The sequence below is a fragment of the Oceanospirillum multiglobuliferum genome (assembly GCF_900167095.1).
GTDB lineage: Bacteria > Pseudomonadota > Gammaproteobacteria > Pseudomonadales > Halomonadaceae > Oceanospirillum > Oceanospirillum multiglobuliferum.
Genome location: NZ_FUXG01000003.1, coordinates 44,196 through 57,434 on the forward strand (window position 1 = coordinate 44,196; position 13,239 = coordinate 57,434).

At 47.8% G+C, this 13,239-nt stretch carries 11 protein-coding genes; 9 read left to right on the plus strand and 2 right to left on the minus strand.

Annotated features, from left to right (window positions below):
* Positions 1-50: 50 nt before the first annotated feature.
* Complete coding sequence (locus B5D26_RS02815; RefSeq protein WP_078744175.1) at positions 51-1,523, plus strand: dihydrolipoyl dehydrogenase; 1,473 nt, start codon at positions 51-53, stop codon at positions 1,521-1,523.
* A 76-nt stretch (positions 1,524-1,599) separates the two neighbouring features.
* On the opposite strand, the gene ispB is transcribed toward B5D26_RS02815, so the two are convergent.
* On the minus strand, positions 1,600-2,571 hold the full coding sequence (gene ispB / locus B5D26_RS02820; RefSeq protein WP_078744176.1) for an octaprenyl diphosphate synthase: 972 nt from the start codon (positions 2,569-2,571) through the stop codon (positions 1,600-1,602).
* A gap of 215 nt (positions 2,572-2,786) precedes the next feature.
* Positions 2,787-3,449 (minus strand): hypothetical protein, encoded by a 663-nt coding sequence (locus B5D26_RS02825; RefSeq protein ID WP_078744177.1) that lies wholly within the window; start codon positions 3,447-3,449, stop codon positions 2,787-2,789.
* Positions 3,450-3,872: 423 nt separating this feature from the next.
* On the opposite strand from B5D26_RS02825, the gene rplU reads away from it, so the two are divergent.
* The 8 genes from rplU (at position 3,873) to ileS (ending at position 13,230) form a co-directional block, all read left to right on the plus strand.
* Positions 3,873-4,184, plus strand: coding sequence for a 50S ribosomal protein L21 (gene rplU / locus B5D26_RS02830; RefSeq protein WP_078744178.1), 312 nt, complete (start codon positions 3,873-3,875; stop codon positions 4,182-4,184).
* A 57-nt stretch (positions 4,185-4,241) separates the two neighbouring features.
* The gene (gene rpmA / locus B5D26_RS02835) at positions 4,242-4,502 is read left to right on the plus strand and encodes a 50S ribosomal protein L27 (protein ID WP_078744179.1); all 261 of its coding nucleotides are present in this window, start codon (positions 4,242-4,244) and stop codon (positions 4,500-4,502) included.
* A gap of 266 nt (positions 4,503-4,768) precedes the next feature.
* Entirely contained in the window at positions 4,769-5,980 is a 1,212-nt protein-coding gene (cgtA, locus tag B5D26_RS02840) for an Obg family GTPase CgtA (protein WP_078744180.1), read from the plus strand.
* Positions 5,981-6,039: 59 nt separating this feature from the next.
* Positions 6,040-7,161: a glutamate 5-kinase gene (gene proB, locus B5D26_RS02845; protein ID WP_078744181.1), complete on the plus strand. Its 1,122-nt coding sequence runs from the start codon at positions 6,040-6,042 to the stop codon at positions 7,159-7,161.
* 157 nt (positions 7,162-7,318) lie between these two features.
* Positions 7,319-7,585, plus strand: a complete 267-nt coding sequence (gene rpsT / locus B5D26_RS02850; RefSeq protein WP_078744182.1) for a 30S ribosomal protein S20 — start codon at positions 7,319-7,321, stop codon at positions 7,583-7,585.
* An 81-nt stretch (positions 7,586-7,666) separates the two neighbouring features.
* Entirely contained in the window at positions 7,667-9,247 is a 1,581-nt protein-coding gene (murJ, locus tag B5D26_RS02855; protein ID WP_078744183.1) for a murein biosynthesis integral membrane protein MurJ, read from the plus strand.
* Between the two features lie 144 nt (positions 9,248-9,391).
* Positions 9,392-10,375 (plus strand): bifunctional riboflavin kinase/FAD synthetase, encoded by a 984-nt coding sequence (gene ribF, locus B5D26_RS02860; protein ID WP_078744184.1) that lies wholly within the window; start codon positions 9,392-9,394, stop codon positions 10,373-10,375.
* 41 nt (positions 10,376-10,416) lie between these two features.
* Complete coding sequence (gene ileS / locus B5D26_RS02865) at positions 10,417-13,230, plus strand: isoleucine--tRNA ligase (RefSeq protein ID WP_078744185.1); 2,814 nt, start codon at positions 10,417-10,419, stop codon at positions 13,228-13,230.
* Positions 13,231-13,239 lie beyond the last annotated feature (9 nt).

Below are 13,239 nucleotides of genomic sequence, written 5' to 3' on the forward strand. Positions count from 1 at the left end.
TGTTTTTTTCTTAATTAGATTTTGGCATATCTCAGAGGGGAATACCTAAGATGAACCCTATTCGATCAGTGAAAGTTGCTATTGTTGGCGCAGGTATAGCGGGATTGTCAGCGTTAAAAATCGTCAAGCAGTTTACGGATGATTTTGTTGTAATAGACCAAGGGCCGCTTGGTACAACAAGCGCTAGATCTGGTTGCATGCCCTCTAAAGCGCTTACAGAAGCCGCTAATGTTTTTCATAACCGTCACTTTTTACCTGAGCTAGGTATCAGCGGTACTCGTCAACTACAAATAGAGCCGAAAGAGGTGCTCAAACGAGTTAGGTTGCTACGAGATCGCTTTATATACAGTCCTACACATGCGGTACAGCAACTCGGTGATCGTTTTATTCTGGGGCAGGCAAGCTTTGTCACTACAGCGCCCAACAAACCCTTGAACATATCGGTTGGCAGCCAGCAGATTTATGCTGAAAAAGTGATTATCGCGACTGGCTCAACGCCTATTGTCCCCATTCGTTGGCAGCGTTTTGGCAATCGTATATTGACCAGCGAGACATTGTTTGAACAGGAAACACTGCCAGACAATATCGTAGTTGTTGGCTTAGGTCGTATAGGTCTAGAGCTGGGTTTGGCGTTGTCTCGTCTTGGTTCACAGGTTACAGGTATTGAAGCCAGCGAATGTATCGGCGGTATTTCTGACCCTGAGATACAGTACTGGGCTCAGGAGATGTTCAGTACCGAACTGACCATGTATACAGGCAAAGAAGCCGATCTGTTTGAAGAGGCGGATCAACTGGTTGTGCAATTAACAGGGACAAGTACTCGAATAGAACCCGTTGAAAAAGTTTTAGTCGCAATGGGACGAAAACCTGCACTGGACGCACTTAACCTGCATCACATAGGTATTGAATTTAACTCTCAAGGCTTACCCATAATTAATCCCGATACTTTAGAGGCTTGTATCCCAAACTGCACAAATAGTGGGATTTATATTGTTGGTGATGCCAATGGACAGCGCGCATTGAGTCATGAGTCTGCGGACGAGGGGCGAATTGCAGCCTTCCATGCACTAGCTCAATATCGGAGCCACGGCCAGAATAACCATAACGCGCAGTATCAGCGGCGAGTACCCATTCATATCACCTTTACCGACCCGCAGATCGCCTACTTTGGCCTGCGTTATGAGCAGCTTGACCTTGAGCGTACAGCGATAGGGAGCGCTGATTTTAGCTTTCAAAGCCGCGCATTAATCATGGGCTGTAATAAAGGCTTAGTGCGTTTATATGCCGATAGGCAAACAAGGTGTTTATTGGGTGGAGAGATGTTAGTACCAAGAGCGGAACACTTTGCGTTCGAGCTGGCCTGTTGTGTCCACAATAAAATGACCATTGATGAAATCGCGCATTTACCGTTCTATCATCCCACGATGGAAGAGGGGCTGCGCACTGCACTTTATGCCTTAAGTACAGACTTAGGAGAGACCAAGCCTGAACAATTTTTGGGTTTACAGGCTGTTTTTGACTAAAACATATAGCGGCAAAATGCTAAACATAAAAAAGGGTGCATCACTGCACCCCTTATAAAACTATTTAAAGACAAACTTAATTCTTACGCTGTACCGCCAAATCAGCCAGATGTGCCAAACGTTCACGGTAGATCGACTCTGGCAAGCAGGCCAAGCTGGCTTTTGCTTGATTCGCAAATTCAAGGGCCTTTTGTTCGGTGTACTCTAAAGCCCCTGTACGCTGCACAATCGCTAGCACATCATTTAGATATTCCAAGCCACCTTTACGAATGGCGCTGCGAATCAGTTTAGCCTCATCCTCTGTGCCAACAGCCATAGCACGAATCAATGGTAGAGTGGCTTTACCTTCTGCAAGATCATCGCCCACGTTTTTACCCATAGTGACCGCATCGCCGTTGTAATCCAGCAAGTCATCTTGCATCTGAAACGCCAAACCAAGGTAGTTGCCATAGTCTGCCAGTGCTTGCTCTTGTTCAGCTGTTGCCCCTGACAAAATTGCTGCCGACTGAGTTGCAGCCTCAAACAGCATGGCGGTTTTGGCTTTAATCACCGTCATGTACTGCTCTTCAGTGATTTTAGGGTTGCGGATATTGGTCAGTTGTAACACTTCACCTTCTGCAATCACATTGGTGGCGTTGGCGTAGATCTTTAAAATCTTCATATCACCAATATTGACCATCAACTCAAAAGCACGGGTGTAAAGGAAATCACCCACCAACACGCTTGGCGCGTTGCCCCACTTGTTATTAGCTGTATCACGCCCCCGCCGCATATCAGACTCATCCACTACATCGTCGTGTAGCAAAGTAGCGGTATGAATAAACTCAACCAGTGCAGAAAGCGGTATACGTTCCGCTTTCTGACAATCAAAGGCGCGGCAAACCAGCAGCACCAACAGCGGACGCAAACGCTTACCACCACTGTCGACGATATACTCCGCAATCTTTTCAACCAAAGGCACACGAGAGTGCAGTTGTTCTAGGATGTTTTGGTTTAGAGCGGAAAAATCGTCCGCAACAATGTCATGAATCGCACTTTTTGGCTGCATGTTGACTGCTTTTAACTGATAGATGGCATAAAAATAAGAGCTGGAATGCTATTGGGCGTTGCCGTAGGTGTCAAGCTGGAGGCGGGTTTGAAAGGCTTTTTATTGCCGGATTAGGTCAGGTATTAGGGTCTCAACAGTATGCTGATACCCTATTAATATTGATGCGACACTTATCTAAGGCTGTCGAAATACAGGCTGCTTTAAAATTGTCCGTCTTAGTAGAAGCGAGACATCGTAGATAAATAGCTATTCACTTTACTTGAAGAGATGGCCGTTGGGCTTAGTCTATCAGCGATTCTCAGGGTCAATCCCAGCTGGATCAAGGCATCCTTATCTTCAGCGTCTATGCTCTCTGCATCGGCTGAATTATAAAAGCTGTTAAGTTCAGCAAGCACCGATTTTATATTGGTTTGGCTTGCGGTTGATTGAACGCCATCGAAGTTTTCAATAATTTTTTCAGCGCGATCAAGCGTATCTATCAGCTTGCTATCGGGTTTGTCTTTTTTCAGCTCATCACGGAAATCCTGAATGAACTGGGTGACTTTATCCAATGCGCTATTATTCCCCTGTTCTTTAAAACGTGACATAGGGGAGATCAGCGGCGATAACCTTGATGCTTCAGTGCTATTGATTAAGCCGTATTCTTCAAGCTTAGCGACAAAGTCCGAGGTGATTTGAAAGCCTTTAGTACCGTTGCTAAAGAACTCTTGACTCAGCTTCTGCACACCCAGCGCTCTACCAGAAAGAGTAACGCCCTGCTGATTGGACGATGTGCTAGCAGAGGTAGCCTCTTTAGACTGAACGCCTGTTGTAGCGAGAGCATGGCTATTCGTCTGAAGAACAGACGCATCATATTGTGCAGAGCTGATTCGAAGCATATTTTCACCTGAATAGTGTTTTTACCCTAATTGAGTGCAATATATGAAATAACTGTGCCAAAACTGTTAGAGCCTAAGTTTGCGGGGGATCTAGCTGATGAGAGGTCCGAAAAATATTCTAAGCGGCAATTCTTTGTCATAAATTAGGCAAGGTTATGCCTAAAGTCTGAGTAACTACTTATTTATCATCCTCTTTTTGATTTGCAACGCAGGCTAACTTCCAAGCCAAGCAAAATGATCCTTAAAATAGCGGTCTAAATGGGTCTTTTGCTGTTGCTGTTGGCAACGGCTTAATATAAAATCCGCGGCCTGTTTAGCGATACCCTTTGCTCCCTGTCAGATGGTTGCCAGAGCGCTTCCATTCGAATCAGGTAAGTAAGAAGCATCCTTCCTGCTAAACACTGCTGTATTTTGGAGACAAGAATGTACGCAGTTATTAAAAGTGGCGGTAAGCAATACCGTGTTAACCAAGGCGAAGTAATCAAGCTAGAGAAACTGGAATTAGAAACTGGTTCTTCTTTTGATTTCGACGAAGTTCTTCTAGTAGCAGATGGCGATGACGTTAAAGTTGGCGCGCCATTGGTTGCTGGTGCAAAAGTGACGGCTGAAGTAGTTAGTCATGGTCGTGGCGATAAAGTAACTATTATCAAGTTCCGTCGTCGTAAGCACCACATGAAGCGTCAAGGCCACCGTCAGTGGTTTACAGAAGTGAAAATCACCAGCATCGCTGGTTAATTCACCTCTCTACGGATTCGACGTAGTCGGCAAGATTAACTTAACGAGGATGTACACATGGCTCACAAAAAAGCTGGTGGTAGTACCCGTAACGGTCGCGATTCGGAATCGAAACGCCTAGGTGTCAAACGTTTTGGCGGCCAAGTAGTAAAAGCAGGCAACATCATTGTTCGCCAGCGCGGTACCAAGTTCCACGCAGGTGTGAACGTTGGTATGGGTAAAGACCACACTCTGTTTGCAACTGCAGACGGTGTAGTAAAGTTTGAAGTGCGTGGCGCGAAAAACCGTAAAACGGTTACAATCGTTCCTGCTGCATAAAACCGATTTCGATCGGTTTGAAAAAGCCTCGCCGTGTGCGGGGCTTTTTTCGTATCAGCAGTTTGAGTGAGAAATCATCCTGCTGACGTGACTTTTTCCATCGGTGCCATCCGATCTGGGGCATCGAACACCTGTCATTGTCAGGGCTTTTCAAAGGCTAATGAAAAATCGGGAACGCCTGTCTACGCTTGAAGTTTAGGCGTAAGACGGTATCGGGGCCAGATTGAGAAGCTGGAATAAAGAACCAGATTGAAGAGCACAGAATCATGCAGTTTGTAGATGAAGCAAGTGTCCACGTTGCCGCTGGTAAAGGGGGTAACGGTTGCCTGAGTTTTCGTCGGGAAAAGTTCGTGGCAAAGGGTGGCCCTGATGGCGGCGACGGCGGCGACGGCGGCAATGTCTATTTGGTCGGCGACGACTCACTGAATACACTGATCGACTTTCGTTATCAACGTCGTTATCGCGCACAAAGCGGTCAAGGCGGACAAGGTCGTCAATGTTCCGGCAAAGCAGGTGAGCATCTATATGTGAACGTCCCTGTGGGCACCACCGTATACGATGAAGACACGCTTGAGATTTTAGGTGATGTAACCGAAGTGGGTCAGCAGTTGCTGGTCGCTCAAGGTGGTCGCCATGGTTTAGGCAATACCCGTTTCAAAACCAGTACCAACCGCGCACCGCGTAAAATCACGCTAGGTCGTGAAGGTGAAGAGCGTAACTTACGCTTTGAAATGAAAGTGATGGCCGATGTTGGTTTGCTGGGTATGCCTAACGCAGGTAAATCGACTTTTATCCGTGCAGTATCGGCAGCAACACCAAAAGTTGCGGATTACCCATTCACCACCTTAGTACCAAACTTGGGCGTGGTGAAGGTAGGTCAGTTTAAACACTTTGTGATGGCCGATATTCCCGGCTTGATCGAAGGGGCTTCAGAGGGTGCAGGTTTAGGTTTTCGCTTTTTGAAACACTTAACCCGTGCGCGTTTACTGCTGCATCTGGTTGATGTAGCGCCTTACGATAACTCTGATCCTGTTGAAGTGGCACAAGCCATTATCAACGAGCTAGAACAGTACAGCCCAACGCTGGCAGAGCGCCCACGCTGGTTAGTCTTAAACAAATTGGATCTAGTACCAGAAGAGGAGCGTGATGCACTATGTGAGCGCATCATCTCTGAGCTAGATTGGCAAGGGCCGGTATTCCGTGTTTCTGCCATCAGTAGCGAAGGCACAATGCCAGTTTGTAATCAGATTATGCAATGGCTGGATGAGAAGCGTACGCTGGAAGCCGAACTTCCAGAGCTTGCCGAGCAAGAAGCAGAAATACGCGAGCGTATGGAAGCAGAAGCCATTCAGCGTGTTGAGGCTTATCTAGAGCGTCGTCATAACCGTCACAATAAAGTGGCTGTTGAAGATGATGATCTGGATGATGATGACTTTGACGATGATGATTACGACGTTGAAGTTGAGTATGCACCTTAAGCAGCCCGCACAAGGCTTGTTTGGGGTGTGAAATTAATTCTTGAGTAGGTGGACGGACGATGTCGCAGCGTGACAGATTAGTGCGCGCAAAACGGGTCGTGGTAAAAATTGGCAGTGCTTTACTGACCAATGATGGCAAAGGTTTAGATCTACCTGCCATCACCGCATGGGTTGAGCAGATGGCAGCTTTGCATCAGCAAGGTATCGAGCTAGTGCTAGTATCTTCTGGCTCTGTGGCCGAAGGCATGACTCGACTTGGACTCACCGAGCGACCGTCCGCCCTGCATCAATTACAAGCCGCTGCCGCTGTTGGTCAGATGGGATTGGTGCAGGCCTACGAAAGCCAGTTTATTCGTCATGGTATTCGTGCAGCGCAAATTTTGCTCACCCACGATGACTTGTCGAATCGTAAGCGTTATCTCAATGCGCGCAGTGCTATCAAAGCGCTGTTAGAGCTGAAAGTGATCCCGATTATCAATGAAAACGATACCGTGGTGACAGATGAGATTCGCTTTGGTGATAACGACACCTTAGGGGCTTTGGTTGCAAACTTACTGGAGGCAGATGCACTGATCATTCTGACCGACCAAGAAGGCTTGTTTACCGCTGACCCACGCTCAAACCCTGATGCAACTTTGATCACTGAAACCTTGGCTGACGACCCTAAGCTCGCTGAAATGGCAGGGGATGGTGGACGTTTAGGTCGTGGCGGTATGATCACCAAAGTACGCGCAGCAGGTTTGGCAGCACGCTCTGGTGCGGCAACCTTAGTTGCCAGTGGGCGTCAACCCAATGTTTTAGTGCGCGCCATAAAAGGCGAATCCTTCGGCACCTTATTCTTGCCAGAGGATACACCTTGGGCGGCACGTAAACGTTGGCTGGCGGGCCATCTGCAAACCAGAGGCACCTTGGTGATAGACGCTGGCGCAGTACGTGTATTGCGTGAGAAAAACTCCAGCTTACTGCCAGTGGGTGTGAAGCAGGTTAATGGCCGCTTCCGCCGTGGTGACATGGTGCAGTGCGTAAGCGAACAGGGTGAGCTGATCGCCAAAGGCTTGGTCAACTATGATCAAGAAGACTCGTTGAAAATTCTGGGACAACCCAGTCATCGAATTACAGAACTATTAGGTTATGTGGCTGAACCAGAGCTAATTAACCGCGATAATCTGGTTTTGGTGTAAGACGAGAAAGATTTATATAGATAAAATTGTGTTTAGGGCTGTTCATTCGCGGTACTTTGCCGTAAAATTCGCAGCCCTTAATACTTGACATTTAACTGAGATGAGCACATAGTGCGCGTCTCAATTTTTAGAACCGAATTCTCCAAGGAGCTTAACTGTGGCGAATATCGCATCTGCAAAAAAACGTGCACGCCAGGCTGAAAAGCAACGCAATCACAATGCAAGCCTGCGCTCCATGGTGCGCACCTATATCAAGCGTGTAATTGCGGCAGTTGAAGCGGGTGATTATGCTAAAGCGACTACTGAATTTAACGTAGCGCAGCCAGTTATCGACCGTATTGCTGATAAAGGCATCATCTCTAAGAACAAAGCAGCTCGTACTAAGAGCCGCTTAAATGCACGAGTGAAAGCTCTGGCAGCGTAATTTGAGTGATGGCTTGAACAAAAAGACCGGCTTAGGCCGGTTTTTTTGTGCCTGAATTTTGCCTGATGAAGAGCTTAACTTATGTCATCAACAGCACAACCCTCTGCAACACCACCAACCGAGCCGCCTAAAAAGTCAGGGCTATTACGTTCAGGTCTACTGGTTAGCATCATGACCTTGTTATCGCGCGTATTAGGTTTGGCGCGAGATATTGTTATTGCAGGTTTATTTGGTGCAGGATCAGGCGCTGACGCCTTTTTTGTGGCCTTTAAAATTCCCAACTTTTTACGTCGACTCTTTGCCGAGGGCGCATTTAACCAAGCCTTTGTGCCTGTACTGTCAGAATATCGTAGTCAGCGTGACAAAAATGCGGTGCAAAATCTTATCAACTACGTAGCAGGCACATTAGGGCTAACACTGACCGCGATCACCGCCTTGGCGATTGTGGCTGCTCCAGTTTTGGTCTGGGTGTTTGCCCCCGGCTTTAGCCAATCCCCTGAAAAACAGGCTTTAACCGCAGAGTTATTACAGATCACCTTTCCTTATTTATTGCTGATCTCGTTAACCGCATTTTCAGGCAGTATTCTGAACAGCTACGACCGCTTTGCAGTGCCCGCTTTTACACCTGTGTTGTTGAACCTGTCCTTAATCGGCTCTGCACTTTGGTTAACGCCTTATATGGCTGAGCCTGTAATGGCACTGGCTTGGGGCGTATTGATTGCAGGTATGGCGCAGCTACTCTTCCAACTGCCCTTTTTAGCCCAAATTGGTTTTTTACCTAAGCCTAAAGTCAGTTGGCATGATGAAGGCGTAAAACGCATTTTAAAACTGATGGCTCCCGCACTGTTTGGGGTTTCTGTCAGCCAAATCAATTTACTGTTAGATACCGTGCTGGCTTCGTTCTTAATCAGCGGCAGTGTGTCTTGGTTATATTATTCTGACCGACTGGTTGAACTACCGCTGGGTGTGTTTGCCATCGCCATTGCCACCGTAATTCTGCCGAGCTTATCGACCCGCCATGCAGAAAAATCAACAGAAGCCTTCGCCAAAACCCTAGATTGGGCGGTACGTATGGTGCTATTAATCGCAGTGCCTGCTGCATTAGCCTTGGCGTTACTGGCTGAACCGCTGCTTTATACCCTGTTTCAATATGGCGCCATGACCCCTCATGATGTGGATATGGCGGCCATGAGTTTGCGAGCTTATGCCGTAGGTTTAATCGCCTTTATGCTGATCAAGGTGTTAGCCCCCGGATACTACGCCCGCCAAGACACCAAAACCCCCGTTAAAATCGGCATTAAAGCGATGGTGGCCAATATGATCTTTAACCTGATGCTGGTGTTTTGGTTAGATCATGCAGGCTTAGCCTTAGCCACTTCGCTGTCAGCCTTTTTAAACGCGGCACTGCTTTGGTATGGGCTGAAAAAAAGCGGTGTGTTTGTCTGGCAACAAGGTTGGTCAAAATACTTGCTACAATTGCTATTAAGCGCCAGCAGCTTAGTGGCTGTGCTACTGCTTTTTCAACCTGAACTGAGCGCATGGCAGGGGGCTGATTGGCTGCAACGTGGTATGTGGATGGCAGGTTTGGTCGGCGCAGGCATTGCGGTATTTGTGCTTACTCTAGTGCTGACAGGATTGCGCTTGCGGGATATTCGCCATTAAAAAAATAGTAAATGCTATAAGTCTACCTATAGATAAAATCAATCGCTCAGGTAAGAGATCAGTGAAAAGGTGCAGTGTGCGTTTATTTCGTTATAATCGGTCTCTTTTGATTTAAAACCGACTGGCGTTAGAAACTGGAGCAAAATGGAACTGATTCGAGGTCTGCACAACTTACGCAAAAAACACCAAGGTTGTGTTGTCACCATTGGTAATTTTGATGGGGTGCATCTGGGGCATCAGGCGGTTTTGCAGCAGGTGAAAGCCAAAGCTGAAGAACTTAATCTGCCTTCTGTGGTGGTGATTTTTGAGCCTCAGCCCAGAGAGTTTTTTGCAGGCAGTCAAGCCCCTGCGCGTATCACCCGCTTTCGTGACAAAGTAGAGCGTTTAAAAGCCCAAGGGGTTGATCGCGTTTTATGTTTGTCCTTTAACCGCCGCCTTGCCAGTTTATCGGCGCAAGCTTTTATTGAGCAGGTTTTGCTGGCAGGTTTAGGGGTGCGTTATTTGGTGGTGGGAGATGATTTCCGCTTTGGCTGTGATCGTTCCGGCAACTTTGCCTTGTTAAAGCAGGCGGGTGCAGCTCAAGGCTTTGAAGTGGCCAATACGCATACTTTTGAAGTGGCCGCTGAGCGAGTCAGCAGTACTCGTATTCGACAAGTGCTGGCGGATGCCAATTTTGTTTTAGCCCAAAACCTATTGGGGTTGCCTTATCAGATCAGTGGCCGTGTGATTCATGGCCAAAAGCTAGGTCGCCAGTTGGGCGTACCTACTGCAAATCTATCATTGCAGAACAAACAACCTGCTCTGCAAGGGGTTTATGCGGTGCTGATGGCAACACAAGATCAAGTGCTACGCCAAGGGGTTGCCAATATTGGTAATCGCCCAACGGTGTCAGGGGTTCGCCCCGCGCTTGAGGTCAATTTATTCGATTTTAATGGTGATTTGTACGGTCAACGGGTGCAGGTCATTTTTTGCAGTAAACTGCGGGACGAAGTGCGCTTTGCTAATGTCGAAGCGTTGCGTGAGCAGATTCAACGAGATCAGCTTGCCGCCCGAGCCTATTTTGCAAACCATGCCGATCAAGGCATTCCGTTGGCACAAAATAAGCTAAACCTAACGGACAACCTGTAACGCATTCATTTAAAACCCTATTTTAGCAGCGATATTCAGCCATGAGCGACTATAAAGACACTCTCAATCTGCCAGATACCGATTTCCCTATGCGCGGCAATTTGCCAGCTCGTGAACCTGATCGCCTAAAGCGTTGGGACGAGATTGGCTTGTACAACTTGCTACGTAAAACCGGTGAAGGTCGGCCAAAATTTGTGCTACATGATGGCCCTCCTTATGCCAACGGTAGTATTCACATTGGTCATGCCGTTAACAAAATTCTGAAAGATATGATCGTGAAGTCGCGCACACTTTCAGGCTTTGACGCACCTTATGTACCGGGTTGGGACTGTCATGGTCTACCAATTGAGCACAAAGTAGAAACCATGATTGGGCGCGCAGGCGACAAAGTGCCTTTTAGCGAGTTTCGTAAGAAGTGCCGCGAATATGCTGCTGAACAGGTTGCGGGTCAAAAAGCGGGTTTTATCCGTTTAGGGATCAGTGGTGATTGGGATAATCCTTATCTGACCATGAACTTTGAAACCGAGGCCAACATTGTGCGCGCCCTTGGCCGCATCGTTGAAAACGGCCACTTAGTAAAAGGTTACAAGCCTGTTTACTGGAGTGTGGTGGGTCAGTCTGCTTTGGCTGAAGCGGAAGTAGAATATCAAGACAAAACCTCTATCGCGTTAGACGTGGCTTTCACTTTTATTGATCAAAGCCAAGTGCTGGCGCAGTTTGGTAATCCAGCGGGTGAGGGTGATGTCTCTGTTGTGATCTGGACCACAACGGGCTGGACATTGCCAGTTAACCAAGCGGTGTCTCTACATGCCGACTTAGACTATGCCTTAGTACAAGTGCGCGATCAGCGTTATGTTCTAGCGGCGGAAATGGTCGAAGGCATTATGGCACGTTGGGGCGTTGATCAGTTCAACGTATTGGCTGTGACCAAAGGCCAAAGCTTAGAAAATCTATCGCTACAGCACCCTTTCTTTGCCAAGCAAGTGCCTGTGATCTTAGGTGATCATGTTACTACAGATGCGGGTACGGGTGCCGTACACACCGCGCCTGATCACGGTATGGAAGACTTTGTCGTGGGCAAAGCTTACGGCTTAGGCACTATCAATTTAGTACAAGCCGATGGTACTTATAGCGCAGAAGCGGGCGAGCTTGCAGGTGTTCATGTTTACAAAGCTGACAAGCCTGTAATGGAAGCTCTAGAGCGTGAAGGCAAACTGGTTCACCACAAGGCGTTCCAGCACAGCTATCCGCATTGCTGGCGCACCAAAACCCCGTTGATCTACCGTGCAACCCCGCAGTGGTTTGTGTCGATGGATGCCAAAGGGTTAAAACAAGATGCGCTGACCGCCATTAAAGGTGTGCAGTGGTTCCCTGCTTGGGGACAAAACCGTATTGAAGCGATGGTTGAGCAAAGCCCAGATTGGTGTGTTTCACGCCAACGCACTTGGGGTGTGCCTATTACGTTATTCATCAACAAAGACACTGATGAACTACACCCGAACACTGCTGAACTGATCGAGCAGGTAGCGCTGAGAATCGAAAAAACCGGTATCGACGCTTGGTTTGATCTGGATGCGGCTGAGCTGCTAGGTGCAGAAGCTGATCAGTATTACAAAGTCACCGACACCTTAGATGTGTGGTTTGACTCGGGTGTTACACACCATGCGGTATTACGTCCACGTGAAGAGTTGACCTTCCCAGCCGATTTGTACCTAGAAGGTTCAGATCAGCACCGTGGTTGGTTCCAATCGTCTTTGAAAACCTCTATCGCCATCAACGGCTGTGCGCCATATAAACAAGTATTGACGCATGGTTTCACGGTGGATGAGAAAGGCTACAAAATGTCCAAGTCATTGGGCAACGTGATTGCACCGCAGGAAGTGACCGATACTCTAGGTGCAGACATTTTACGTCTGTGGGTTGCGGCAACCGATTACTCAGGTGAGATGGCGGTTTCTAAGCAGATTTTGCAACGTACCTCAGATTCTTATCGTCGTATTCGTAACACTGCGCGTTTCTTATTGGCTAACCTAAAAGGCTTCAATCCTGAAACCGATATGGTGCCCGTTGATCAGATGATGTCGTTAGACTGTTGGGCGGTTGATCGTACACTGCAACTACAAAATGAGTTGCTAGAGTCTTATGACGAGTACCACTTCTTAAGTGTGTATCAGAAAGTACACAACTTCTGCGCGCAAGATTTGGGTGGTTTCTATCTGGATATCATCAAAGATCGTCAGTACACCACTAAGCCGAACAGTTTGCCCCGTCGTTCATGCCAAACTGCGCTGTATCACATTGTTGAAGCTTTGGCGCGTTGGATTGCACCTGTACTGTCTTTCACCGCAGAAGAGATCTACGAAAACATTCCGGGTCAGCGTGAGCAAACCGTTTTTGTCACCACTTGGTATGACGGCTTGTTCAGCATGCCAGAAGGCGGCGAGATGGATCGTGCCTACTGGAATCGTGTGATGGATGTGAAAGAAGCGGTTAACAAAGCCCTTGAAGATGCGCGTTCTGCGGGTCAAATCAAAGGTTCTATGGCGACTGAAATCACGCTTTATGCTGACGATGAGCTGCAAGCCTTGCTGGCACGTTTAGAGGATGAACTGCGTTTTGTACTGTTAACCTCTTCGGCGGTCATTAAGCCATTGGCAGAAGCAGGTGAGGCAGCAGCAACGGAACTTAGTGGCCTGAAAGTTGCCGTAGAAGGTTCTAAACATGCGAAGTGTGAACGCTGCTGGCACCACCGTGAAGACGTGGGTCAACATGCAGAGCACCCAGGCTTATGTGGTCGTTGCGTGAGCAACTTGCCTGAAGGTGAAGGCGAGGGTGAGCAGCGCCGCTTTGCTTAAGCCTGCAAA